The following is a 24,718-nucleotide window of genomic DNA, read 5'->3' on the forward strand; positions in this document are numbered from 1 at the left end:
ATCTCACTGAGGCCCAGGCTGCGGATCGTTCGGCTTCGGTTCCGGACTCGGAATGTGTCCGTCGTCGGACGCAACTGGGGCTGGCTCGGCCTCCGCTCGTTCCTCCTCCGCGGGCGAGGGTGATTGCGCCTCATCATCGTCGCGATCGCCGCGCAGACGGCGGTGCAGTTTCTCGCCCTGGTCGAAGATGATGCCGAGCAGCCAGCCGGCGATCGGTCGCGCGATGGCGCGGAACGATCTGGCGATGATGAACCCGCCCTTGACGTTCTCGATGGGGAAGGCCAGCGCGTTGATCAGCGTGTCCGCTGTCACGTGCCGGTAGTTGTTCGCCAGATGCTCGGAGTTGATCAGCATCTGGATGGCCGGCTTGTCGTCGTCGCCGTTGATCAGGACCTTCGCAAGGAACCTGTCCGATACGGTCAGTTCATTGGCGGCCGCCGCGGGCAGGGGATGCAGGCGCACCACGCTTGCTTCGGTTTCCTTGCGGTAGTGGATCGCGAGCGTGAGCTCGCCCATCTGCACGGCGGCCAGCAGCGTGTCGAGATAGGCCGCATCGATCTCGGGGCGCTCGAATTTGACGCCCGGCACCATCTCGATGATATCGAGAATGCGGCCGAGATCCGCCGCCGCCGCCGCACGGGTCGCAAGGCTCGCGGCGAGGTCGGCAATGGCGCTGGAGGCCTTCGCGAACTGCCCGCCGACACTTTTCGCGGCACCGCTGGCGATTTCCTTGAGTTTGGAGAACAAAGCCACGTCTTTCGTTGGACGAGGGACCGATCATTGACCTGAGGCGCTTAGACTCGTCGGCTTCTCCCAACTCCAGCAAAATATCTAGGCTTCGCCGTCGCAGCCTCAAGGTCCGACATCGCAATGAACGGCCAAGCCGCGAACTCGCCTGCCTCTTCGAACTCTTGCCATCGCCGAGCCTTGCGGCGTTCCCACCAACCGAAAGTTAGGATGTTCATCGGCCAGTTCACGATTTGAAGGAACGAGTATTCGGGCCAGAGATACTCATTGCGACTATGCAGGAACACGATCCACTTGGCGATGCTGCGTCGATCACGGCGGGATATCTTGTGCCGGCCCTTTGCATGATGGTTCTTTGTATCGTCGTAGAGTGTCCATGCGGCCTGCTTGACGGCAACCGCTCCGCGATCGCGCCAATCAACCTCGACCTCATCCAGAGTGTCGTTGTCGATCCGTCCGGCGACGTAGCGCCGCAGAGCCAGGGCCAATCGAATTCGGGACTGCTCACAAATCATGCGCCGGTCTCGCTTGCAGGCTGGAACACGTCCATATCACATCATCCCGAACACGACATCCAGAAGCCGCTGCTGATCTGCCCGACAGGATGCTCATTCGTGCGCGGATAAGTTGGATTCCTCAACAAGTTCAAGGCGACTCATCCTGTCCAGTCCTATGCGGAAAAATATATGTCTTTCGTTTTTTCCGAAAATCATGATTGTATAGCGCCGTCCCGCCTCGATACGAGGGGCGCATCGCGATCGTCACGACACGCGGGGTGGGATGCGGTGGGCGCTTCGGGTCGCAGCATGGCTTGGCCGTGCGGACGAACGGCACGAGGCGCACGTCGAAAACGTATGGTCCTGGCATCTCGACGCTGATGCTACGCCGGCGGTGATGATCCGCTGGTCACGGGGGCAAAAGAGCCCGATCCCCGGGGAGAGTACGCATAAGACGTAAGGCCATCGCGCAGGGAATGCCGGTTGACCGGCTGGACCTGTGGTGACTGCCGCCTGCTACTTTTCTGCAGGCGGGCCATGGGTTGCGGCCAGCACCCGGCATTCCCTGCGCCCTCGTCTTGCGAAGAGGGGCAAATAAGATGCAAGCCTCGGCGTAAACTGCGCGCGAGAATGATGAGACGTGTCCTCCCATGAGACGGAATGATGGCTCCTCGCACGCGGTCGTCATTCCCGCGAAAGCGGGAATCCAGTACGCCGCGGCCTCTCGAGGACTCACTATCGTCTCTGGAATACTGGATCGCCCGGTCGAGCCGGGCGATGACAGCGGAGGGGGCGGGCTACGCAGCGGGCGTTGTCGCCGTCTTTCGATGATATCTATCAGCGCGTCATTGCGAGCGCAGCGAAGCAATCCAGGGTGGTGTGCGGGACTCTGGATTGCTTCGCTGCGCTCGCAATGACGATGTGGATACAGCGGCGCGTGCTGGCGAATTCGGCGCTCGCCGCCCGCCGATCAGCTCTCCGCGACCGCCGCGCCGCCCTTGTAGATGCGGTGATAGCGGTGGCCGAGATTGGTCAGAACTTCGTAGCCGATGGTGCCGAAATGATGCGCGAGCTCGTCGACGGTGATGCCTTCGCCGAGCAGCGTCGCGAAGTGGCCGCGGCGGGCGGCCTTCGGCGGCAGGTCGGTGACATCCACCGCGATCAGGTCCATCGAGACGCGTCCCGCGACCGGGCAGCGCTGGCCGGCGATGATGACGTCGGCGCCGCGGGTGCCGTCGTTGGACGAGGCCGCGCGGAAATAGCCGTCGGCATAGCCGGCGGAGAGGATGGCGATCCTGGTCGGACGGCGCGCGGTCCAGGTGCCGCCATAGCCGACCGTGTCGCCGCGGGCGAGGTCGCGCAGCTGCACGATGCGGGCCTTGATCTCGGCGACCGGCTGCATCGGGTTGTCGGCCTCCGGCGTCGGGTTGACGCCGTAGAGCGCCGCGCCGGGGCGCACCATGTCGAACTGGAAGGAGGCGCCGAGGAAGATGCCGGAAGAGGCCGCGAGCGCGGCCGGCACGCCGGGGAAGACGCTGGTGACCTCGCGAAAGGTCGCGAGCTGGCGCGCATTCGCGGGGCTGTTGACCTGCTCGGCGGAGGCGAGATGGCTCATGACGAGGGTGATGCCATGGTCGCCGCTCTGGATGCGCGGGATCATGCCTTGCGCATCGAGCGGCGTCAGGCCGAGCCGGTTCATGCCGGTATCGACATGAATGGCGGCGCCGCCCTTCCAGCCGGTGCGGCGGCAGAACATGTCCCACTCAGCGAGTTCGTTGAGATCGCCGATGACCGGGCGGCAGTTGATTGCGGCGTAATCGTCGCCGGTGTTCTGAAAGAAGCCGTCGAGCACGTACAGCGCGGCCTGGTCGGGCAGGGCGCTGCGCGCGACCTTGGCCTCGCCGAGCGTGGCGACGAAGAAGGTCTTGCAGCCGGCGGCAGCCAGCGTGCGCGCCACCTGCGGGATGCCGCAGCCATAGGCGTCGGCCTTGATCACGCCGGCACATTCGGCCGGCACCGCGGTCTTTTCCAGCTTGCGCCAGTTGGCGGCGAGCGCATCGAGGTCGATGGTCAGCACACCGGTGGCGCCGGCGGGGATCTCATCCACCGCCGAAGCGGAGAGCTCGGCGGGTTTCGGTTCGGGAACAGTCATGCGGCGCTTTTACGCGCCGCAGCGCATCTGTTCAACAGTACACGGTCAATAGTCGTGGTTCTGGGGCGGCAGGCCATCATGTGCGAGATCGCCGAAGCGGGTGACCGAGGCGTCGAAGTGCAGCTCGACCGTGCCGGTCGGGCCGTGGCGCTGCTTGCCGATGATGACCTCGGCCTTGCCGAGCGCCAGATCCATTTCCATCTGCCACTTCTGGTGTTCCTCGGTGCCGGGGCGCGGCTCCTTGGCGGCGAGGTAGTATTCGCCGCGATACACGAACAGCACGACGTCGGCGTCCTGCTCGATCGAACCGGATTCACGCAGGTCCGACAGTTGCGGCCGCTTGTCCTCGCGGTTTTCGACCTGGCGCGACAGCTGCGACAGCGCGATGATGGGAACGCTGAGCTCTTTCGCCAGCGCCTTCAGGCTGGTGGTGATCTCGGTGATTTCCTGCACGCGGTTGTCGTTGCCGCGCTTGCCCGAGCCCGACAGCAGCTGGATGTAGTCGATGACCAGGAGGTCGAGGCCCTTCTGGCGCTTCAGGCGGCGGGCGCGCGCCATCACCTGCGCGATCGAGATGCCGCCGGTTTCGTCGACATAGAATGGCAGCGACTGCAGCTCGATCGAGCATTCGCGCAGCTTCTCGAAATCGGCCTCGGTGATGCCGCCGCGGCGGATCATGCTGGAGGGAACGCCCGAGCGCTCGGCGATGATACGGGTGGCGAGCTGCTCGCCGCTCATTTCGCACGAGAAGAACCCGACCACGCCGCCCTGCGCCGCCTTGTAGGTGCCATCCGGCTGCAGTTCCGGAACATAGGCCTGTGCGACATTGTAGGCGATGTTGGTGGCGAGCGAGGTCTTGCCCATGCCGGGACGGCCGGCGAGGATGATCAAGTCGGAGTGCTGCAGGCCGCCCATCTTGGCGTCGAGGTCGCGCAGGCCGGTCGAGATGCCCGACAGCTTGCCGTCGCGCTGGAACGCTTTCGCGGCCATGTCGAGCGCGGTGGTCAGCGCCTGCGAGAATTTCTGGAAGCCGCCGTCATAGCGGCCGGACTCGGCGAGCTCGTACAGCCGGCGCTCGGCGTCCTCGATCTGGTTGCGCGGCGCGAAGTCGACCGGCGCGTCATAGGCGACGTTGACCATGTCCTCGCCGATGCCGATCAGGTCGCGGCGCAACGACAGGTCGTAGATGGTGCGGCCATAGTCCTGCGCGTTGATGATCGTCGTGGCTTCGGCGGCGAGGCGCGCCAGATATTGCCCGACGGTCATGCCGCCAAGATCGACGTCCGCCGGCAGGAACGTCTTCAAGGTCACGGGCGTGGCGATCTTGCCCATGCGGATGAGGCTCGCCGTCGTCTCGAAGATCGTCTGGTGCAGCGGCTCGTAGAAATGCTTCGGCTCGAGGAAGTCCGAGACGCGATAGAACGCGTCGTTGTTGACGAGGATCGCGCCGAGCAGACCCTGTTCCGCCTCGATGTTGTGAGGCGCGCTGCGATAGGTCGGCGTCGCGGCGTCCGTCGGAGCCAGCTTGAGTACGTTCGAATCGGTCAATGCCATGGCCGTGTTTAGCAGCTTTGAAGGGGAGGGGATAAAGCGCCAGTCGCCGACGAAGCGGAAGCGAAAGCTGCGCGCTATTCACCGTCCGGTAAATTTGGTGGATGAATCCGGACTCGCCAGATGCCGTGCTTGACGGAACCTGGAGGACTCAAAGCCGCACAGGCGGGAGTTCACGTCTCATGCCGGGAAAGGGGGCAGCGCGTTCGAGGGTCTGCGAGACGGAGACAGGAACTGGCGCGTCCACTGCGGCGGCGCGTGGATCGGCGCGGCGGGTCAGACCAGCAGCAGATAAATCAAGGCGATGAGGGACGCGCCCACACCGGCAGCAATCAGCGCGTAGTCGGTGCTGAAGTCGGTCTGAGGTTCCAACATGGCTCGTGCAGTGCTCTGGGACATGCCGGGACTTTACGGCCGGAGTTCACCGGGGTCTGTGAGCCAGTTCACAGACCGCACGGTTTGTTCGAAAATTTGAGACGGATCAGCGGGAATTCGTGCTGGAGATGTCTCTTTACAATTTGTCAGCCTGAGATTGAGGCGCCGCGCGTCCTACTCGCCCGCCATCCGCAACGCCGGCCGATAGCCCCGCTCGACGGCGCGCAGGCGCGCCTCCTCGCGATGGATGTAGTCGCGCGTCATCGGCACGATGCCCTGCCGCTTCGTCAGCTGGATCTGGAAGTTCATCATGTTCTGCTTGCGGAACGCCATTTCGGAGGCGGCAAGGTAGAACTCCCACATCCGCGCGAAGCGCTCGTCATAGAGCTGCACGGCGTCCTCGCGGCGGGCGATGAAGCGCTCGCGCCACGCCTTCAGCGTCTCGGCGTAATGCAGCCTGAGGATCTCGATGTCACACACCAGCAGGCCGGCGCGCTCGATCGCGGGCAGCACTTCCGAGAGCGCCGGAATGTAGCCGCCGGGGAAGATGTATTTGGCGATCCACGGATTGGTGGAATCCGGTCCCTCCGAGCGGCCGATCGAGTGCAGCAGCATCACGCCGTCGTCGTCGAGCAGCTCGGCGCAGCGGCGGAAGAACGTATCGTAGAACGCGACGCCGACATGCTCGAACATGCCGACCGAAACGATGCGGTCGAAGGTGCCGGGCACGTCGCGATAGTCCTGCAGCAGGAAGCGCGCGGATGCGGAGAGATCGCGCTCGGCCGCGCGGGTATTGGCGACCTGCAATTGCTCGGACGACAGCGTCACGCCGGTGACGTCGGCGTTGCACATCTCCGCGAGGTAAAGTCCGAGCCCGCCCCAGCCGCAGCCGATGTCGAGGATCCGCTGGCCGGGATCGATCAGCAGCTTTGCCGCGAGGTGCCGCTTCTTGGCCAGCTGGGCGTCATCCAGCGTGGTGTCGGGCGTGTCGAAATAGGCGCAGGAATATTGCCGGTCGGCATCGAGGAACAGCGCATAGAGCCGGCCGTCGAGATCGTAGTGATGCGCAACGTTTTGGCGCGACCGTGCCCGGATGTTGAGCTGGCGCAGATGCCGGACGAGGTAGCGCAGCCACCATTGCGGCTTGGCCCATTCCGGCATCACGGCCGGCTGGCTCATCACGATGGACAAGAGGTCCGTGATCGATCCGCGCTCGATCACGAACGTCCCGTCCATATAGGTCTCGCCGAGGGCGAGCTCGGGATTGACGAGCAGCCGGCGCTCGGCGTCCCGGGTCAGAAAACGCGCCGCCACGGGGACGCCGGTCCCGTCTCCGCAAGCGAAGGTAACACCGTCGGCGGTCGTGAAGCTGATCGACCCACGGCAGATAAAACGACTCAACAGACTACGCAGCAAACGGTCCATTCCCACCACCCAACGAGCTATCCCCGTGAGATGCTGACTTGCCCGGCCGTCGCACTCGACGCGTTGAGAACCGATTGGTTCCCATTCTACCTTTCCATATGTTAGTCAGCAGGCATAAAGCGTGCCATGGCCACGGACACAAAGCCGTTATTCCGAAATCACATGAGCACGGGACATCTCCGCGCAGGAACACATGTGCGCTTTCAATCCCGCCGCAATTCGCTAAAAAGGCCGCGGCCAACGGCCTTTGGGCCGGTGTCCGGCGGGGGAGCCGGGCCAGGTCTTCGAGGGTACGTCGTCGACGATTGCGAGACGGCGTGAAGGGAACACGGTTGCGGATGTCGCGCAGAACGGCGCCGTGTGGGCAGAACCATAGCTGGAGAATGAGAATGGTGGGCCGAGCGCTCAATTTGGCGACGGTGGTGGCTTTGTTCTGCATCGGCTTGGCCGGTGCGGCTGCGGCGCAGGAAAATCTCGACGCGGGCAAGAGCCCGGCGCAGATCTTCAACGGCACCTGCGTGGTCTGCCACAAATCACCGCGCGGTCTCGCCAAGAACACATCGCCGGGATCGCTGCCGGGCTTTCTGCGCCAGCACTATACCACCAGCCCCGAAATGGCCGGCGTGCTCGCCAACTACCTGATCTCCAATGGCGCCACCGATGCCCGCTACATGGGGCATTCGGGCAAGGACGCCCGCGAGACGCGCTCCGAGCGCCGCGCCCGGTCGGCCGCGACCGAGCCCGCCGAGGCGAAGCCGGAGGCCGATGGTGCTGCTCAGCAGGACGGTCGCCGCGGACACCATTCCAAGCGACGGTCGGCCCCGACCGAGGCCAAGCCGGAAGCAGGGGCTGAGCCGCCGGTGGCGGCGCCCGACGGCGAGGCGCGTCCGAAGAGCAAGGGCAAGCGCAAGAAGCCGGCCCAGGACGGTGCCTCCTCCGAGGACACGCCGGGCGAAGCGACCGGCGCGACCAGGGCGTCGGCCGTGCGCGGCGAGAGTGCGGCGCGTTCCGAGCCTCCCGCGCTGGAGACGCCGAAATCGAGCGATGCAGCGCCTGCGCTGCGTGCCGATCCGGTTCCCCCGGTGACGCCGGCGCCGGCCAAGGACTGAATGAAAAAAGCCCGGCTCGATGAGCCGGGCTTCGTTTTTTGGCAGATGCCGCGCTGCTTACTGCGCGGCCGGCTCGGCAGCGCCCTCGTCCTGGGCCTCCGGATCGAAGAACTCGCCGGCGGCGGCGATGGCTTCGGCGGCGGCGTCGAGGTCCTCCTGGCGGGTCGAGATGTCCTCGCCGCGCTTGATGCGCTCGGCCTCGTCGGCGCTGCGGGCCACCGTCACGGTCACCGAGGTCTCGACCTCCGGGTGGATCGCGATGGTGATCTTCTGCTGGCCGATGGTCTTGATCGGCGCATCCAGCCAGACCTGCGGACGGCTGACGGTGATGCCGTCGGCGGCGAGGGCCGTGACGATGTCGCGGACCGAGACCGAGCCGAACAGCTGGCCGGATTCGGAGGCCTGGCGGATGATGACGATGTCGCGGCCGTCGATCTTCTCGGCGACCTTGGACGCCTCGCCCTTGGCCTTGATGTTGTTGGCCTCGAGCTCGGCCTTCATGCCCTCATACTTGGCCTTGTTCTCGGCGGTGGCCCGCAGCGCCTTCTTGCGCTTGAGCAGGAAGTTGCGGGCGAACCCGTCCTTCACTTTGACGATCTCGCCCATCTGGCCGAGCTTGGCGACACGTTCCAGCAGAATGACTTCCATCGATGTTCTCCTTCAAGATGTTCGGAAGCGGTTGGTGTGAGGTTGGTCTTTCAGGGCACCGGCAACGGCGGCGGCTGCCGCGGCCCAAACCGGTGGCGGAGGTCGAAGGCGGCGTCGGCGAGGCCGAGCGCGACCATGGCGAAGACAGGGATTGGCCAGATGAAGGTCAGCATCAGCGCATAGGCGAGGCCGAGCCAGAGCGGGCGGGTTCGCAGCGGCAAGGTCAGCGTATGCAGCACGGCAAAGCCGGTGAGCGCATAGGCCGTCAGCAGCGCCGCCGCGGCGATCCGCGCCAGCAGCCCGATCAGGCCGTCCGGGAAGCAGAAGGCGATGATGGCGAACAGCGCGGGGAGCGTCATCACCGGCAGCTTGGTCTCGCGCAGACGCGGCCATGGGCGCATCAGCCGGCCGGAGATCGCGGTGATCTTGGCGGCGATCACCACGTTCAGCGCCAGCACCGTGGTCATGATCATCGCGACCATCATCGGCGCCAGGAAGACCAGCAGGTCGAGCAGCCGGGGGATGTCGACGCCGTCGGGCGCACCGGTCCTGGCCAGCACGCGTTCCAGCATCCGCCTGAAGGATTGATTCGTGGCCGTCGCATCCGTCCCGAAGGCGAACGCGATGATCAGCGCGGCGATCACGGCGATCCAGAGCAGGATATGGCCCGCCGGATACCATTCGACGAAGTCTTGACCCGATGGGCCGGTCGTCGCCCGGCCGAGCAGGATCAGGTGGCCGAGCCACCAGGCGGGAAGGGCAACGGAGATCGCAAAGATCTCGGCGCGCGTAAAGCTGAAGGCGGCCAGAACGCAGGCCGTCGCGAACAGCCCGCCGATGACGGCGCAGAGGCGGCCCCAGGTGATGCCGGCGACCAGCAATGGAACGGGAGCGAACAGCGCGAGCACGATCGACATCATCACGCCCGACATCGTCGAGGCGAACATGACAGCGGAGGCAGCGCCTGCCGCGAGCGCGATGAGAATCTGTGCGATCATCAGCTGTCCCGCTCCCTTCGAGCGGTTAGAGGCGACGGGGCCCCAACCATCGGCGACCGGACGACCCGGAAGCCTTATGAGAATTCGAGAAAGAGAACCGGCGGCGCGAGGCCGCCGGTCTCGGGTCCACTATCAGCGGATGACGTAGGGCAGCAGGCCGAGGAAGCGGGCGCGCTTGATGGCGCGGGCCAGCTCACGCTGCTTCTTGGCCGAGACGGCCGTGATGCGGCTCGGCACGATCTTGCCGCGCTCGGAGACGTAGCGCATGAGCAGCTTCGAATCCTTGTAATCGATCTTCGGCGCGTTCGGGCCCGAGAACGGGCAGGTCTTGCGGCGGCGGAAGAACGGGCGACGTGCGGGGGCTTCAGCCATTGATGTTACTCCTCGTCCGCAGTTTCTTCGTCACGGGGCCGGCGCGGGCCACGATCGCCACGGTCACCGCGATCGCCACGGAAGCCGCCGCCATCGCGCTCACCACGGAAGCCACCGCCACGGTCGTCGCGCTCACGGTCGCGATCGGCCTTGCGCATCATCGCCGACGGGCCTTCCTCGAGCTCCTCGACGCGGACGCTGAGGTAGCGGATGACGTCCTCGCTGATCCGCTCCTGGCGCTCGATCTCGGCGATCGCCGCGGACGGCGCGTCGATGTTGAGCAGCACGAAGTGCGCCTTGCGGTTCTTGTTCATGCGGTAGGTGAGGGAGCGAACGCCCCAATTCTCGGTCTTCGTGACCTTACCGCCGAGACCCTCGACGATACCGGTCATCTGAGCCGTCAGTTCTTCCACCTGCTGGGTGCTCGCGTCCTGACGCGCGAGGAAAACATGCTCGTAAAGCGGCATGGCTGTCCTTTCCAAGTTGGCGCAAATCCCGGCGTCAAGCCCTTCGAGACCTTGTGGAAAGGACTCGCAGACGTCAGCTCAGAAGGCGGGAACACGGGACGACGGGCCGACTGGCCCTGCCACATCAAAGCCGCCTGGACGTCCTGGAGGTTGGAATTCCCCAAGATGAAGCAAAGCGATTTTGCTGGGACCGTCCGTTCAGCTCCCGGCTCGGGATTCACGGATGGCGGGCCTTATACCGATTTTCGCAGCCGAGGCAAGGGAAAGTGGTCGAAATGCGCCCGTCGCGCGCTTGACATCACGGGGCCGGCCAGTGTCTTTCCGGCCAAAGTTACTCAATTCCAGGGATTTTGGAACGTTCAGGGAGCGGCCATGATGGCAGCATTCACTTTTCCGGGGCAGGGGTCCCAGGCCGTCGGCATGGGCAAGGCGCTCGCGGACGCATTTCCGGCGGCTCGCGCCGTGTTCGACGAGGTCGACGCCGCGCTCGGCGAGAAGCTGACCGCGACGATCTGGGAAGGCCCCGCCGAAACCTTGCAGCTGACCGAAAATGCCCAGCCGGCCCTGATGGCGGTGTCGATGGCGACCCTGCGCGTGCTGGAGACCGAGGCCGGGTTCGCGGTCGGCCGCGACGCCGCGTTCGTGGCAGGCCATTCGCTCGGCGAGTATTCGGCGCTGGCCGCCGCCGGCAGTCTGACGATCGCCGATACCGCCCGCCTGCTGCGGACGCGCGGGCTGGCCATGCAGAAGGCTGTTCCCGTGGGTGTCGGCGCCATGGCTGCGCTGCTGGGGATGGATTACGAGGCGGCGGTGGCTGTCGCCGAGGAGGCGGCCCAGGGCGAGGTCTGCCAGGCAGCCAATGACAATGGCGGTGGCCAGGTGGTGGTGTCCGGCAACAAAGCTGCCGTTGACCGCGCCGTGGAGATCGCACGCGGCAAGGGCGCCAAGCGCGCCATGCTGCTGCCGGTCTCCGCGCCCTTCCACTGCCAGCTGATGCAGCCGGCTGCGGACGTCATGGCCGAGGCGCTGGCGAGGGTCACGATCAAGGCTCCGGCCGCGCCGCTGGTGTCCAACGTCCTGGCCGCGCCGATCAGTGATCCCGAGGAGATTCGCCGGCGCCTGGTCGAGCAGGTCACGGGAACGGTGCGCTGGCGCGAATCGGTCGCCTATATGGCGGGTCAGGGCGTCACGCGCTTCTTCGAGATCGGCGCCGGCAAGGTGCTGAGCGGGCTGGTCAAGCGGATCGCCGACGGCGCGGTCGGCGTCGCCGTCGGCGGGCCGGCGGATATTGCGGCGGCGAAGGATGCGCTGGCCGCGGCGAAGGCATCGTAAGAGGCTGCGTCAAAGCGGCAGTGAGGAGAGTTGAATGTTCGATCTGAGTGGCAGGACCGCACTGGTGACCGGCGCGACCGGCGGCATCGGCAATGCGATCGCCAAGGCGATGCATGCCCAGGGTGCGACCGTGGCCATCTCCGGCACGCGCCGCGAGGTGTTGGAGACGCTGGCGGGCGAGCTGGGCAGTCGTGTGCACGTGCTGCCTTGCAACCTGTCGGACGCGGCCGAGGTCGAGGCGCTCGTTCCGGCGGCCGAGCAGGCCATGGGACAGCTCGACATTCTCGTCGCCAACGCCGGAATCACCCGGGACAACCTGTTCGTGCAGCTGCGCGACGAGGACTGGGACGAGGTCATCAAGGTCAATCTGACCGCCACCTTCCGGCTGTCGCGCGCCGCGACCAAGCTGATGATGCGCAAGCGCTTCGGCCGCATCATCGCGATCACCTCGATCGTCGGCGTCACCGGCAATCCGGGGCAGGGCAACTACACCGCGTCCAAGGCGGGCATCATCGGCATGATCAAGACGCTCGGCGCCGAATACGCCAAGCGTGGCGTCACGGCGAACTGCATCGCCCCCGGCTTCATCAAGACGCCGATGACGGACGCGCTCAACGACAAGCAGCGCGAGAGCATTCTTGCCAAGGTGCCCGCCGCCCGACTCGGGACTCCCGAGGATATTGCTGCAGCTGCGGTGTATCTCGCCTCCAACGAGGCCGGCTACGTGACCGGCCAGACCATTCACGTCAACGGCGGGATGGCCATGATCTAACCGGCGTCCACGGGGCGGAATGCGGCGAAAAAACGTCGCATCGGCCGCCCCGGACGCCGTGGGCAATGATTCGCGTGTATGGTAACCGGAGCACTCACGGCGGACCGAAGAACGCCATTGCAGGATTTCGAAACCCTGTATATTGGCGGGGCGAGCTGCCATCGTTCGCCGGGCCTCCGACGGCTGGTGCTGCTGATCCGGGTTCCTGTTTGAGCGCTCGGGGTTGGAGGCGTACCGGACTCAAGGAGTCCTCAGGATTGGAGTTTGTGAGTGGCCCCGTTTCCGAAGTTTTCGGACCGCAAGTTGTCCGCCAAACTTCGGTAAAGGGGCGCTGCGGGGCAAATCTGGTTTTGCGCGATCGCGAAGGAAGTTTAACGGCCGGGGTGACGCGGATCATCCGGGGGTCGGGTCTTAAAGGAACAAGCACGAGGTTGAACGATGAGTGAGATTGGCGAGCGGGTTAAGAAGATCGTGGTCGAACACCTTGGTGTCGAGCCCGAGAAAGTGGTCGACAACGCGAGCTTCATCGACGATCTCGGTGCTGACAGCCTCGATACCGTTGAGCTCGTGATGGCGTTCGAGGAAGAGTTCGGTTGCGAGATTCCGGACGACGCCGCCGAGACGATCCTCACGGTCGGCGACGCCACCAAGTTCCTCGAGAAGAACGCCAAGAGCTGACGCTCACGGCGAGAGTTCTTTGAAACCGGCCGATCGTCACGCGCGGTCGACCGGTTTCTTGCTGTTGGCGGCGTTGTTGCGGCTGCTGCCGCCAGCCACCGGCGTACGACCAGCAAGCTCCGTCATGCGCCGGGAGAGTGTTGCTCGAAACGATGACCCGAGGCGCAGGTGTCGGCCGCGAGCCCACCGGTTGCGCGCGAGGGCTGTTCTGGAGAAACGGATATGAGGCGGGTTGTCGTCACGGGCCTTGGCATGGTTTCGCCGCTTGGCTGCGGGGTGGAAACGACCTGGCAGCGGATCCTCCAGGGCAAGAGCGGCGCCCGCGTGATCCAGACGTTCGACGTTTCCGATCTGCCGGCCAAGGTGGCCTGCCAGGTGCCGCGTGGTGATGGTACGGACGGCACATTCAATGCTGATCAGTGGATGGAGCCGAAGGACCAGCGCAAGGTCGACGACTTCATCATCTTCGCGATGGCTGCGGCGCGCCAGGCGCTCGATGACGCCAACTGGCATCCTGCGACCGAAGAGGACCGCTGTGCTACGGGCACGCTGATCGGTTCCGGTATCGGCGGTCTCTCCGGCATCGCCGACACCGCGATCCTCCTGAAGGAGCGCGGCCCGCGCAAGGTTTCGCCGTTCTTCATTCCCGGACGTCTCATCAACCTGGCCTCGGGCTATGTCTCGATCGAGCACGGGCTGAAGGGGCCGAACCATTCGGTGGTCACCGCCTGTTCGACCGGGGCTCACGCGATCGGCGACGCGAGTCGTCTGATTGCGCTCGGCGATGCCGACGTCATGGTCGCGGGGGGCACAGAGTCGCCGATCTGCCGGATCGGCATGGCCGGCTTCTGCGCGGCGCGGGCGCTGTCGACGGGCTTCAACGAGACCCCGGAGCGGGCCTCGCGTCCCTATGACAAGGATCGCGACGGCTTCGTCATGGGCGAGGGCGCCGGCGTGGTCGTGCTCGAGGAGTATGAGCATGCGAAGGCGCGCGGCGCGCGGATCTACGCCGAGGTCTGCGGCTACGGCCTGTCGGGCGACGCCTATCACATCACCTCGCCGTCTCCGGATGGCGATGGCGGCTTCCGCAGCATGAGCGCGGCGATGAAGCGCGCCGGAATCACCGCCGCCGACATCGACTACATCAACGCCCACGGCACCTCGACTCAGGTCGGCGACGAGATCGAACTCGGCGCCGTCGAACGCCTGCTCGGCAATGCCGCGTCGAAGATCTCGATGTCCTCGACGAAGTCCTCGATCGGGCATCTGCTGGGAGCTGCCGGCGCGGTCGAAGCGATCTTCAGCATTCTCGCGATTCGGGATAACATCGCGCCGCCGACGATCAATCTCGAGAACCCGTCGGTCGAGACCGCGATCGACCTCGTCCCGCACACGCCTCGCAAGCGCGAGATCAACGTGGCGCTGTCGAACTCGTTTGGTTTCGGCGGCACCAATGCGTCGGTGATCCTGCGGCGCGTGGTGAACTAGTGCGGAAGGACGGACTGCCGCTTGGGCCCGTTATCTCTTGGTCACGCGGATATCCGACTGCAGCCACACTAGAACCCAAGACTTCGCGTGTGTTGACTTCGCGTGTCTTGACTTCGCATGTCTTTCGCCGATCGGACGCTGGCCGACGCGGGAGGCAGATGCGCACGGCGGCAAGGCCCGGCGTAAACACCTTTTCGCCGTATTCGATGACGAATCGTTAGGATGGGCGTGGACTTCAGGTCGCTTGCGTGGGGAGCGCACGGCCGCGACGAGAGCGACAGGACTGAAGGTTGCATCGATGAGTGAACGGCCGCCCATCTCGCCCCGTAGTCCGCGCGCAGCGCTGGAGCCCGAACGCGTGCCGCCGCCGCCGCGGCGCTCGGAGCGCGCCCGCAATCCGTTCGTTGTCGTGGGCAATGCGATCATCACGCTGCTGTTGTTCGCGATGCTCGGCGCCGGCGCCGCCTACTACTACGGGCGGCAGATCCTGGAGACGGCCGGACCGCTGCAGGAGGACAAGATCGTCAACATTCCGCAGCGTGCCGGCAAACGCGACATTGCCGACGTGCTCGCGCGTGAGGGCGTCATCGACGTCAATCCCTGGATCTTCATCGGCGGCGTGTACGCACTGAAGGCGAGTTCCGACCTCAAGCCGGGCGAGTATGCATTCCAGAAGAACGCATCGCTGCGCGACGTCATCGGCGTGATCGTCGAGGGCAAGGTCGTCCAGCATTCGGTCACGGTGCCCGAAGGTTTGACCTCGGAGCAGATCGTCGCCCGCCTGTCCGAGAACGAGATCTTCACCGGCAGCGTGCGCGAGATTCCGCGCGAGGGAACGCTGCTGCCCGAGACCTACAAGTTCCCGCGCGGCACCAGCCGCGATCAGGTGATCCAGCGCATGCAGCAGGCGCAGAAGCGCGTGCTGGCCGAGATCTGGGAGCGCCGCAGCGCGGACCTTCCGGTGAAGACGCCCGAGCAGCTGGTCACCCTTGCTTCGATCGTCGAGAAGGAAACCGGCAAGCCGGACGAGCGCAGCCGTGTCGCTGCGGTGTTCGTGAACCGGCTCAAGCAGAGGATCAAGCTGCAGTCCGATCCGACCATCATCTACGGCCTGGTCGGGGGCAAGGGAACGCTGGGGCGCCCGATCAAGCGTAGCGAGATCACGCAGCCATCGCCTTACAATACCTATGTGATCGAGGGCCTGCCGCCCGGGCCGATCTCGAATCCCGGCCGCGCTTCGCTCGAGGCGACCGCGAATCCGGCGCGCACGCGTGACCTCTATTTCGTCGCCGACGGCACCGGCGGTCACGCCTTCACCGAGACCTACGACCTGCATCAGAAGAACGTCGCCAAGCTCCGGGCGATGGAGCGGCAGACCCAGAACGACACCGTCGAACCGGACGAGGCGCCGGCCCCGGCCGTCGCCGGCTCGCCGGTGGATCCGGCTGCCGGAGCGGCGTCCCCGCGGACGCCGGCCGGCGCCAAGAAACCGCCGGCCAACCGCGCAACCGGCGGCGCCGCTCCCGGCAACGGTGCGCGGCAGGGCGCGGCCCAGCCGAGCCCGCCGGTCGTTCAGCAATAATTTCCCACGCAGACCGGCCGCGCAGAACCGGGCTTAACATTTGCCCAAAAGACCGTAAGGTTCGCGCACTTTTGGCGGGCGAGTCTGTCGCCCGTGCTGATCTGCCGGAGACATTGACGAAATGGCGCTGTCGAGCATGACCGGCTTTGCCCGTCACCACGGGGCAAGCGGTCCCTACTCGTTCGAGTGGGAGTTGAAGTCCGTCAACGCCAAGGGATTGGACGTCCGGGTGCGGCTGCCGCAGGGCTGGGACGAGGTCGAGGCGTTCGCGAAGAAACGAGCCACCGAGGTGCTGTCGCGCGGCACCGTCTATGCAAACCTCACCGTCAAGCGCACCGAGACCGGCTCGACGGTGCGCATCAACGAGGACGTGCTGGCGGCGGTCGTGAAGGTGGCGAGCTCGCTGTCCGGCCGTATCGACGCGGTCGCGCCGAGCATCGACGGGCTGCTGTCGATCAAGGGCGTCATCGAAGTGGCGGAGCCGGAGACCGACGAGGCCGAGGAGAAGGCCGCCAAGGACGCCGCGATCGCGGCGTTCGAGACCGGGCTGAAGCACCTCGTCGAGATGCGCCGGCGAGAGGGAGATTCGCTGGGCCAGATCCTGAACCAGCGCGTCGATGAGATCGAGGCGCTGGCGAAGCGGGCGGAGGCGTCCCCCGGCCGCAAGCCCGAGGCGATCAAGGCACGGCTCGCCGAACAGGTCGCGGCCCTGCTCGAGACATCCGACCGTTTCGATCCGGATCGCCTGGCGCAGGAGGCGCTGCTGATCGCGGCCAAGGCCGACGTGCGCGAGGAGCTCGACCGCATCGCCTCGCACATCGCGCAGGCGCGCGAGATGCTCGGCAAGGGCGGACCGGTCGGCCGCCGGCTCGACTTCCTCTCCCAGGAATTCCACCGCGAGGTCAACACCACCTGCTCGAAGTCGAACGACATCGAGCTGACCAATATCGGTCTCGAGCTGAAGACCGTGGTCGAGCAGTTTCGCGAACAGGTTCAGAATCTGGAGTGATCCATGGCGGCTCACGACGGAAGCTTCGATGGAGTTGAGCGGCGCGGCCTGATGTTCGTGCTGTCGTCGCCCTCCGGCGCCGGCAAGACGACCTTGTCCCGCATGCTGATCGATCGCATGCCGGGACTGCAGATGTCGGTCTCGGCGACGACACGGCCGATGCGGCCGGGCGAGGTCGACGGCCGCGACTATCACTTCGTCGACCGCGCGCGCTTCGAGGAAATGGTCAAGCGCAGCGAACTGCTCGAATGGGCGACCGTGTTCGACAACCGCTACGGCACGCCGCGCGGTCCGGTCGAGGCCGCGCTCTCGGCCGGCAAGGACGTGCTGTTCGACATCGACTGGCAGGGCACGCAGCAGCTGCGCGAAAAGGCGCGGCAGGACGTCGTCAGCGTGTTCATCCTGCCGCCGTCTGCCGCTGATCTGGAAAAGCGGCTGCACACGCGGGCGCAGGATTCGCACGAGGTCATCCGCGGGCGCATGAGCCGCGCCAGCCACGAGATGAGCCATTGGGCGGAGTACGACTACATCGTCATCAACCGCAACGTCGACGACGCCTTCGCCGAGGTGCAGTCGATCCTCAAGGCCGAGCGGTTGAAGCGCGAGCGGCGCACCGGGCTGACGACGTTCGTACGCGAACTACAGAGCCAGCTCGACAGCTGAAGCGCTTCGTCAGGCCCGGCGGCCGAGGCGCGCCAGGATATCCTGGATGCCATCGAGCGACTCGTCGTGCTGAATGCTGTGCGCGCGCGGCCGCAGCGCCTGCGGTCGCGGGATGAAGTCGAGCGGCGGCGAGGCCGGATCCTCGAACGGCGCGGGAGCGAATTGCGGACGCCGCTGCTGAACCGGTTGCTGCCGTTGTGGCTGCGGCTGTTGCCGCTGTGGCTGCTGCTGCCGTTGCGGCGGTGGCTGCCGCTCCACGGTAGTCGGTGCGGCGGGGATGCTGGACCGTGACTCCAACATGCTCAACAACTGAGCCGCCGGATCTTCGTGGAAGTGGGCAACGGTCTGCGGCGGCTCGGGCGCCGACGTCTCGGGCGCGTCCTGCGCCGTGTCCGGCTCCAGTTCATCTTCGGGCAATGAGAACCGCGACTGCAGCAGATTGATCAGCGCCGCCGCGGGATCGTCGAGCTCGTCGTCCTCAGCGGACGCTGGCGCGTTCGACATCGGCATCCGCCCGGCCGGGGTGTCGTGCTCCTGGCCGTCCCGCTCATAGGCCGGCTGCCGCGCGGCATGGGCGCGAAGTGTTTCGATGAGCGCAGCGGCCGGATCGCCTGACTGAGCGGTCTCAGGTGCAGCCATGGCCTGAGCCGGCATGAGGGGAGCGGGCTGTCCGGCTTCCTCTCTGCCGTCCCGGAAGCGATCGATGAGATGCTGGGCGGCCTGCATCGTCTGCACCGCGGCAACATCGGCCGCCGGCTGCGGGGCCGCCTGGGTCATTGCGCCGGCAGCAGGGCGCGCGGCACCGGCTTCGTCTGGACCAGATTGAGCCGCGCGCCGCTTGGCGGCGCGCGACACCAGCAGGGCCGCGATGACCTTGGCGGCGTCCACCGGCGCGCCGCCGCCGCCGGCTGCAGGGCCGGCTTCGCCCGCGCGGGCCTTGCGCAGGGCTGAAACGATTTCGCCCACGTCGACCGGTGCCGGTGGGGCGGATGCGGGTTCTGGTGCAGGGGCAGGCGCGAACGGCATGGTCGCTTGGTTGGGGGGCGGACCGGCCGGCGCACCTCTCTGTGCGTTCGGCCAGGGCTCTACCGGCGGCATCGGCGCGGTGTGGTAGGGCGGACTTTGCGGACCGCTTGCGGCCGGGGCGTTGCCGGCGGGGATCTGGGGTGCCGCGATCTTCGCGTTGGCGGTCTGGGCGACTGCCATCTGGATTGCGGCGACCTGGGCGGCCGTCATTTGCGTCCGTGGCGTGGGTGCAAGATTAGCTGTTGCGAACGGTTGTGCGTCGGGCGTCGGTGCTGGTCGTGCCGCGTCCACGGGCCCGCCATGCGACGGGATGCGGTCGGCGAGTTGATCGACGGCCTGCCAAACCGCCTCGTCGTTGGCCTGTGTCCGCTGCATCTCGTCGGCTGCGTCGCGGTCACGCCGGCGCGCCGCCAGCGCGGGATGGTCCTGTTGAGGGGCCGGATGGGCAGGGCGGTACACGCGGGGATCAACCGGCTCCGGGTCGGCCGCGGACAGCCGCGCGCTGGCGAGGTCGAGCGCCGACTGCGGCGGATACGAGCTGCGTCCGCCGCCCGCCGGGGCCGCTGAGCCGCCGCGGTTTCCGCGCATGGCGGTTTGCGTCGCGGTGTGCGTTTTGGGCCGCGACTTCATACGGCCACGTCGCGCTCTTGCGTCCGCATGCCAGCTGCCGTTGCGCCGCCGCTGCCGTCCCATCCGGCTGAGCCGATAGAGCGCGCTTGCCAGCAGGCCGGAGATCGCCAGCGCGCCGATCACGACCAGCATCAGCACATGGATCGGCGCTTCCGGCTTGGACGACTTTGCGGGTGAGATGATCGGACCATCCGCTGACGGCGGCGTGTTGGCGTCCGGGTCAAGGTTGCCATCGTCGGCCATCGCCGCGGGAGCGACGCCGGTGGTCGTGGGCTCAGCCGGTTGCGGTGGTGCGGAGGACCAGGGTGAGGTGTCGAGGTTGCGCGGCAGGCTGGCGTCTGACGCGGTGAGCGTCGTCGGCGTGATCGCAACGTTCTGCGGCCGCGGCGTGCCTCGCACGGCAAGGTCGGTGCGCAGGCGCGGCTGCGGCGTCTCGGCGAGCGCGTCGCTGCTGCGTACCACCGGACCGTCGGCGCGCTTCGGCGTCAGCTTCGGCGGCGCGGGCTGGGCGAAATCCCACGGCGCCGGTTGCTGCCCGGCGCGCACGGGAGCCGTCGTGTTGCCGTTGGCGTCCTTCAGGTACCAGCAGCGGCGGTTGGTGCCGCGGTCGAAGCGGTAATACCAGCGCTGCGCATCGGTTTTCTCGCCGGTGGGCTCGGTCAGACAGTCCTCGGCAGCGACGACGGCGCGCGGCACCACCAGCACAGCCGTTCCGAGGAATCCGGCTGCAATGGCGAATGCAACTCCTGCCGTTCGGCTTGCCATTGACGACTCCGGATACGCGACGCAACGGCGCGTTCTCGGAAACAAGTTGGGTCGCAATGAGCCGCAATTCCGGATTAATTCTGTCTCGGTTTTTTCGCTGTGGACTGCGTCTTTTTTCCCACAAGAGAGTCTGCGCGGCGTCGCGATTTCGGCCGCGATGTCGCGCCAAATCGGTCACATCGGTGAAGATCGACGGCGCAATTCGGCTATGCGGATCATCGACGTCGGATCCGCAATCCCCGGCGTTTGTGGACAAATGATCTGCGCCGACGTCGCGCGGCTGAGTTCCGGAATCCGGGCGTTGCGGTCGGAATGCAGAGCAGCGGATCAAAACGGCGAGCCGCAGGCGGCAACCGCATTCGCGGCTCGCCGCAACGTCGTCGGCTCCATCATCGTGTCCGATCCAGGCGATGAGCAGACGAGAAGCGAGCGGCGAGGGTGCAAGCACCGCCGCCCGCCAGTTCGAACGACGAACTAATCAGTTCGTCAGCACCACGCGGCCGACGACGTGGCCGGCGCGCAGCGCGTCGATCCATTTCTGGACGTCGGTCATCGGCTCCTCGCGCATCGGCGGCGGCTTGATCTGACCGGCGCGCGCCAGTGCCATCAGTTCATGGCCCTCGGCCAGCGTACCGACCATGAAGCCTTCGATGGTCATGCGCTTGTACACCCATTGAACCATCGGCAGCGTGAACTGGCCGCCCATCAGGCCGGAGACGACGATCTTGCCGCCGCGTGCGACGACCGCGACGGCGAACGCCATCGACTTCTCGTTTCCGGCGAAGTCGACGACCTCGTCGAACCCACCCCCGGTTTCCTTGAGGATGCGCTTGATCACGTCCGGTTCGGTCGGATCGTAGGCCGTGGCGGCGCCGTTCTTCAGCGCGGTCTCACGCGCGGCGGCCGAGAGATCGGCCACCGAGATCGGCTGCTTGAACATCGCCTGCGCGAACGACAGGCCCATCATGCCGACGCCGCCGAGACCGATCAGCAGGAGATTGCGCTGGCGCGGACGATCGACGAGGCGCTTGAGCGCGCCATAGGCCGTGACGCCCGAGCACATCAAGGTCGCGGCCTGGTTCACCGGCAGCGGGTCATATTCGAGCAGATATTTCGCGTCGGGCACCAGCACATGCGTGGCGAAGCCGCCGTCGATCGAGACACCGAGGAAACGCTGCTTGGCGCAGAGGTTCTCGTCGCCGTTGGCGCAGTCCCGGCATTGGCCGCAGCCGATCCACGGAAACACCGCGCGCTTGGCGCCGATCAACTCCTTCGGCACGTCGGAGCCGACCTCGTCGACGACGCCGGCGATCTCGTGTCCCAGCGTGAAAGGCAGCGTCATGCCGCGCGTGGTGTCGAGGCGCTTGCCGCCTCCGAGATCGGCATAGCCGTCCTGGATGTGCAGGTCGGAGTGGCAGAGGCCACAGCGCTCGATGCGCACCAGCACCTCGCGCCCCACGGGCTTCGGTGTCTCGACGATGGTTTCGCACAGCGGCGCATCGAATTTGACGAGCGACTGACGGCGCATCAACGCCATGATGACTCTCCCTGAAATGCTTGTTGTTTAAGTCTTGTCGTCGTTGCGACTATTGGTCAATTCGCGGGCCATGGCAACAAAGCCGGACACCGGAATGGTCTCGGCGCGGCGGGTGGGATCGATGCCCGCGGCGGCGGCGAGACGCGCGGGATCGGCGGGTAGAGACTTGAGGCTCTGGCGCAGCATCTTGCGGCGCTGGCCGAAGGCGGCGGCGGCGACCTGTTCGAGCGCGCGCCGATCGCACGGCTCAGGTGACGGGCGCGGCACCAGCCGCACCACCGACGAGGTCACCTTCGGCGGCGGCACGAAGGCCGACGGCGAGATGTCGAACAGGATCTTGGTCTCACAGCGCCAATTGGCGAGCACGCCGAGCCGGCCATAGGCCTCCTCGTTCTCGCGCGCGACAATGCGCTCGGCGACCTCGCGCTGGAACATCAGCACCATCATGTCGTACCAGGGCGGCCATGGCTCCGCGGAGAGCCAGCCGATCAAGAGATGCGTCGCGATGTTGTAGGGCAGGTTGGCGACGATCTTGGCTTTGGTGCTGCCGAGATAGGGCCGGACGTCGAAGGTGCGCGCGTCGGTGCAGACGATCTCGAGCCGTCCGGGGTAGCGATCGGCGATTGTCCGCAGCGCGGGAATGGCACGCTCGTCGTGCTCCACGGCGATGACGTGACGGGCGCCGAGCGCGAGCAGGGCCCGCGTCAAGCCGCCGGGACCGGGACCGATCTCCACGACGGTGGCGTCCTCGAGCGGGCCGGCCGCACGCGCGATCCGCGCGGTGAGATTGAGGTCGAGCAGGAAGTTCTGGCCGAGCGCCTTGCGCGCCGACAACTGATGATCGCGAATGACCTCGCGCAGCGGCGGGAGGTCGTCGATCGCGCTCATGATGATTGCTGGGCCATGCGCGCGGCGAGGCGCAGCGCCGCAATCAGGCTCGCCGGATTGGCGGTGCCCTTGCCGGCGATGCCGAACGCCGTGCCGTGATCCGGCGACGTCCGGATGAAGGGCAGGCCGAGCGTGACGTTGACGCCGTCGTCGAACGCCAGCGTCTTGATCGGGATCAGGGCCTGGTCGTGATACATGCAGATCGCGCAGTCATAGGTCTTGCGCGCGGCGTCATGGAACATCGTGTCGGCAGGCAGCGGCCCCTGCACGTCGAGCCCGGCGTTGCGCAAGGTCGCGATGGCCGGTGCGATGATCTCGTCCTCCTCGGTGCCGAGCGTACCATCCTCGCCGGCATGCGGATTGAGACCTGACAAGGCGATGCGCGGCCGCGACACGCCGAAATAGCGGCGCAAGCTGGCGGCAACGATGCGCGTCGTCGACGTGATCAACGGGCTCGTCAGTTGCTCGATCGCCTCGCGCAACGCGACGTGGATGGTGACCGGCACGACGGCCAGCGTCGGCGACCACAGCATCATCACGGGTTGCGGCACGACACCGCCGTCAGCGGCGAGCTCGGCGAGAAATTCGGTATGGCCGGGATGGGCGAAGCCGGCGCGATAGAGCACGGCCTTGGCGATCGGATTGGTCACGACGGCAGCCGCGTGCCCCGCCTTGACGTCGGCGACGGCCTCGCGGATCGAGCCGATGGCGGCCGCGGCGCTGGTCGCGTCCGGACGCCCGGGCAGGGCGGTGACGGGGTGTCCGGTGGACACCACGGGCAGCGCCGTCGCGAAGGCTTGCGCCGCTTGGCCCGGGCGCACCTCTTCGACCGGAATCGGCAGATCGAGCAGTCTGGCCCGGTGCGCCAGGAAGCCGGCATCGCCACGCACATAGAAGGCGGGAAGTCCAAGCTCGGCGCGGCGCAGCCATGCCTGCAGGGTGATGTCGGGTCCGATGCCGGCCGGCTCCCCCAGGGTCAACGCGAGGGGCTTGGTCATCAGCGATATTCGATCATCGCCGCCTTGCGGACTTCCTGCAGATAGGCCTTCGACGTGGCCTCGTACTTCTTGGTGTACATCTGCTCCTTGATCTCGCGCTTCTTCGGCGTGTCGACCGTGGTCGGCGTGCGCGAGCAGAGGGCGACCATCTGGATGCCCTGGCGGGTCGCTTCCGGCGGCGTGAGGTGGCCGATCGGGGTATCGTCGAGCAGCTTGCGGAGATTGGGCGGGATGTCGGCGGAGGTCTTGACGACGATCTCCTTGATCACGGCGTTCGCCGTGGTCTTGAACACGTTGTTGGCTTCGGCGCAGGTCTGCACGCGTGCGCGCAGCGCCTCGGCCTCCTTATGCCGCGCTTCCATCAGGCCCTGGTTCGACGCGTTCGACACGATCAGCACGACCGGCTGCATCTTGTATTCGTAAGCCTGGCCCTGCTGGTCGCCATCGCCACCGGCGGCGGCCACGGCAGCGGCCACGTCCTTGTCGGACACGATCAACCGCTCCTTGTAGCGGCCGCGCACGAGGCTGCTCCAGACGATTTCCGCCTTGATGCGCGACTTCAGCGTCTCCGGACGGACGCCCTGGCTCTCGAGCGACTTGGTCAGCTGCTCGGGGCTGAGCCGCATGCGAGAGCCCATGCCGGCGAACGATTGATCGACATCGGAAGAGCTCGGCTCGACGCCGAACTTCTTGCCTTCCTTGATCTTCACCCGGTCATCGATCAGCTCGTTGATGATCTCCTGGCGGGTCTGCTGCTTGCGGGTGCTCAGGAAGTTCAGCTTCGTTCGCTGCTGGATGTCGAAATCGGTGATGGGGTCGCCATTCACCATGACGACGATGCTCTGGGCACGGGCCGGAGAGGTTCCGGCGCCGCAGGCCAGTGCCGCAAGACTGCAGACGGCCAGGGCCCGAAGGCGGAGAAGGAACGCGATCGTCATGACCAAGCTTCGCTGTTCGAAATGGATCCAACGGGAAGCGGCACCACGGCTCTCGACGAGGAACTCTCGAG

General features: G+C 66.2%; 24 protein-coding genes. 9 read left to right on the plus strand and 15 right to left on the minus strand.

Annotation, left to right across the window (positions count from 1 at the left end; genetic code table 11):
- Nucleotides 1-3: 3 nt before the first annotated feature.
- From ACQR1L_RS28360 to ACQR1L_RS28385, 6 genes are all read right to left on the minus strand, one after another.
- Nucleotides 4-747, minus strand: coding sequence for a hypothetical protein (locus ACQR1L_RS28360; RefSeq protein ID WP_434861215.1), 744 nt, complete (start codon nt 745-747; stop codon nt 4-6).
- Nucleotides 748-794: 47 nt separating this feature from the next.
- Complete coding sequence (locus ACQR1L_RS28365; RefSeq protein ID WP_434861216.1) at nt 795-1,262, minus strand: hypothetical protein; 468 nt, start codon at nt 1,260-1,262, stop codon at nt 795-797.
- A 952-nt stretch (nt 1,263-2,214) separates the two neighbouring features.
- Nucleotides 2,215-3,396 (minus strand): alanine racemase, encoded by a 1,182-nt coding sequence (gene alr / locus ACQR1L_RS28370; protein WP_434861217.1) that lies wholly within the window; start codon nt 3,394-3,396, stop codon nt 2,215-2,217.
- Nucleotides 3,397-3,441: 45 nt separating this feature from the next.
- The gene (locus ACQR1L_RS28375; protein ID WP_434861218.1) at nt 3,442-4,950 is read right to left on the minus strand and encodes a replicative DNA helicase; all 1,509 of its coding nucleotides are present in this window, start codon (nt 4,948-4,950) and stop codon (nt 3,442-3,444) included.
- Nucleotides 4,951-5,223: 273 nt separating this feature from the next.
- Complete coding sequence (locus ACQR1L_RS28380; protein WP_434861357.1) at nt 5,224-5,346, minus strand: hypothetical protein; 123 nt, start codon at nt 5,344-5,346, stop codon at nt 5,224-5,226.
- A 150-nt stretch (nt 5,347-5,496) separates the two neighbouring features.
- Nucleotides 5,497-6,747, minus strand: a complete 1,251-nt coding sequence (locus ACQR1L_RS28385) for a class I SAM-dependent methyltransferase (RefSeq protein WP_434861219.1) — start codon at nt 6,745-6,747, stop codon at nt 5,497-5,499.
- Between the two features lie 389 nt (nt 6,748-7,136).
- Between ACQR1L_RS28385 and ACQR1L_RS28390 the strand changes: the two genes are divergently transcribed.
- Complete coding sequence (locus ACQR1L_RS28390) at nt 7,137-7,856, plus strand: hypothetical protein (protein ID WP_434861220.1); 720 nt, start codon at nt 7,137-7,139, stop codon at nt 7,854-7,856.
- Nucleotides 7,857-7,913: 57 nt separating this feature from the next.
- On the opposite strand, the gene rplI is transcribed toward ACQR1L_RS28390, so the two are convergent.
- The 4 genes from rplI to rpsF all read right to left on the minus strand — a co-directional run bounded on the left by rplI (nt 7,914) and on the right by rpsF (nt 10,341).
- Nucleotides 7,914-8,504 (minus strand): 50S ribosomal protein L9, encoded by a 591-nt coding sequence (gene rplI / locus ACQR1L_RS28395; protein WP_434861221.1) that lies wholly within the window; start codon nt 8,502-8,504, stop codon nt 7,914-7,916.
- Nucleotides 8,505-8,554: 50 nt separating this feature from the next.
- Nucleotides 8,555-9,502 (minus strand): hypothetical protein, encoded by a 948-nt coding sequence (locus tag ACQR1L_RS28400; protein ID WP_434861222.1) that lies wholly within the window; start codon nt 9,500-9,502, stop codon nt 8,555-8,557.
- Nucleotides 9,503-9,634: 132 nt separating this feature from the next.
- The gene (gene rpsR / locus ACQR1L_RS28405; protein WP_008963441.1) at nt 9,635-9,874 is read right to left on the minus strand and encodes a 30S ribosomal protein S18; all 240 of its coding nucleotides are present in this window, start codon (nt 9,872-9,874) and stop codon (nt 9,635-9,637) included.
- Nucleotides 9,875-9,879: 5 nt separating this feature from the next.
- The gene (rpsF, locus tag ACQR1L_RS28410) at nt 9,880-10,341 is read right to left on the minus strand and encodes a 30S ribosomal protein S6 (protein ID WP_434861223.1); all 462 of its coding nucleotides are present in this window, start codon (nt 10,339-10,341) and stop codon (nt 9,880-9,882) included.
- 372 nt (nt 10,342-10,713) lie between these two features.
- On the opposite strand from rpsF, the gene fabD reads away from it, so the two are divergent.
- The 7 genes from fabD to gmk all read left to right on the plus strand — a co-directional run bounded on the left by fabD (nt 10,714) and on the right by gmk (nt 17,865).
- Entirely contained in the window at nt 10,714-11,673 is a 960-nt protein-coding gene (fabD, locus tag ACQR1L_RS28415; protein ID WP_434861224.1) for an ACP S-malonyltransferase, read from the plus strand.
- Between the two features lie 34 nt (nt 11,674-11,707).
- On the plus strand, nt 11,708-12,445 hold the full coding sequence (gene fabG / locus ACQR1L_RS28420; RefSeq protein ID WP_434861225.1) for a 3-oxoacyl-[acyl-carrier-protein] reductase: 738 nt from the start codon (nt 11,708-11,710) through the stop codon (nt 12,443-12,445).
- Between the two features lie 438 nt (nt 12,446-12,883).
- On the plus strand, nt 12,884-13,123 hold the full coding sequence (locus ACQR1L_RS28425) for an acyl carrier protein (RefSeq protein WP_006610957.1): 240 nt from the start codon (nt 12,884-12,886) through the stop codon (nt 13,121-13,123).
- Between the two features lie 222 nt (nt 13,124-13,345).
- Nucleotides 13,346-14,611: a beta-ketoacyl-ACP synthase II gene (fabF, locus tag ACQR1L_RS28430; RefSeq protein ID WP_434861226.1), complete on the plus strand. Its 1,266-nt coding sequence runs from the start codon at nt 13,346-13,348 to the stop codon at nt 14,609-14,611.
- 298 nt (nt 14,612-14,909) lie between these two features.
- The gene (gene mltG, locus ACQR1L_RS28435; protein WP_434861227.1) at nt 14,910-16,193 is read left to right on the plus strand and encodes an endolytic transglycosylase MltG; all 1,284 of its coding nucleotides are present in this window, start codon (nt 14,910-14,912) and stop codon (nt 16,191-16,193) included.
- A gap of 121 nt (nt 16,194-16,314) precedes the next feature.
- Nucleotides 16,315-17,202, plus strand: coding sequence for a YicC/YloC family endoribonuclease (locus ACQR1L_RS28440; RefSeq protein WP_434861228.1), 888 nt, complete (start codon nt 16,315-16,317; stop codon nt 17,200-17,202).
- Nucleotides 17,203-17,205: 3 nt separating this feature from the next.
- Entirely contained in the window at nt 17,206-17,865 is a 660-nt protein-coding gene (gene gmk, locus ACQR1L_RS28445; RefSeq protein ID WP_434861229.1) for a guanylate kinase, read from the plus strand.
- 9 nt (nt 17,866-17,874) lie between these two features.
- Here gmk and ACQR1L_RS28450 read toward each other — a convergent pair whose 3' ends face one another.
- Entirely contained in the window at nt 17,875-20,226 is a 2,352-nt protein-coding gene (locus ACQR1L_RS28450; RefSeq protein ID WP_434861230.1) for a hypothetical protein, read from the minus strand.
- A gap of 25 nt (nt 20,227-20,251) precedes the next feature.
- On the opposite strand from ACQR1L_RS28450, the gene ACQR1L_RS28455 reads away from it, so the two are divergent.
- Nucleotides 20,252-20,764, plus strand: a complete 513-nt coding sequence (locus ACQR1L_RS28455) for a hypothetical protein (RefSeq protein ID WP_434861231.1) — start codon at nt 20,252-20,254, stop codon at nt 20,762-20,764.
- On the opposite strand, the gene ACQR1L_RS28460 is transcribed toward ACQR1L_RS28455, so the two are convergent.
- The 4 genes from ACQR1L_RS28460 to ACQR1L_RS28475 are packed head-to-tail and all read right to left on the minus strand — an operon-like array spanning nt 20,765 to nt 24,674.
- Nucleotides 20,765-21,823, minus strand: a complete 1,059-nt coding sequence (locus tag ACQR1L_RS28460; protein ID WP_434861232.1) for an alcohol dehydrogenase — start codon at nt 21,821-21,823, stop codon at nt 20,765-20,767. It lies immediately after the preceding gene.
- 27 nt (nt 21,824-21,850) lie between these two features.
- Nucleotides 21,851-22,711 (minus strand): 16S rRNA (adenine(1518)-N(6)/adenine(1519)-N(6))-dimethyltransferase RsmA, encoded by an 861-nt coding sequence (rsmA, locus tag ACQR1L_RS28465; protein WP_434861233.1) that lies wholly within the window; start codon nt 22,709-22,711, stop codon nt 21,851-21,853.
- Nucleotides 22,708-23,709, minus strand: coding sequence for a 4-hydroxythreonine-4-phosphate dehydrogenase PdxA (gene pdxA / locus ACQR1L_RS28470; protein ID WP_434861234.1), 1,002 nt, complete (start codon nt 23,707-23,709; stop codon nt 22,708-22,710). Before pdxA ends, rsmA begins: the two co-directional genes overlap by 4 nt.
- Nucleotides 23,709-24,674 carry a SurA N-terminal domain-containing protein gene (locus ACQR1L_RS28475; RefSeq protein ID WP_434861351.1) on the minus strand — a complete coding sequence of 322 codons (966 nt, stop codon included), beginning with the start codon at nt 24,672-24,674 and terminating at the stop codon, nt 23,709-23,711. Before ACQR1L_RS28475 ends, pdxA begins: the two co-directional genes overlap by 1 nt.
- Nucleotides 24,675-24,718 lie beyond the last annotated feature (44 nt).

The sequence above is a fragment of the Bradyrhizobium sp. HKCCYLR20261 genome, from assembly GCF_051168435.1.
GTDB lineage: Bacteria > Pseudomonadota > Alphaproteobacteria > Rhizobiales > Xanthobacteraceae > Bradyrhizobium.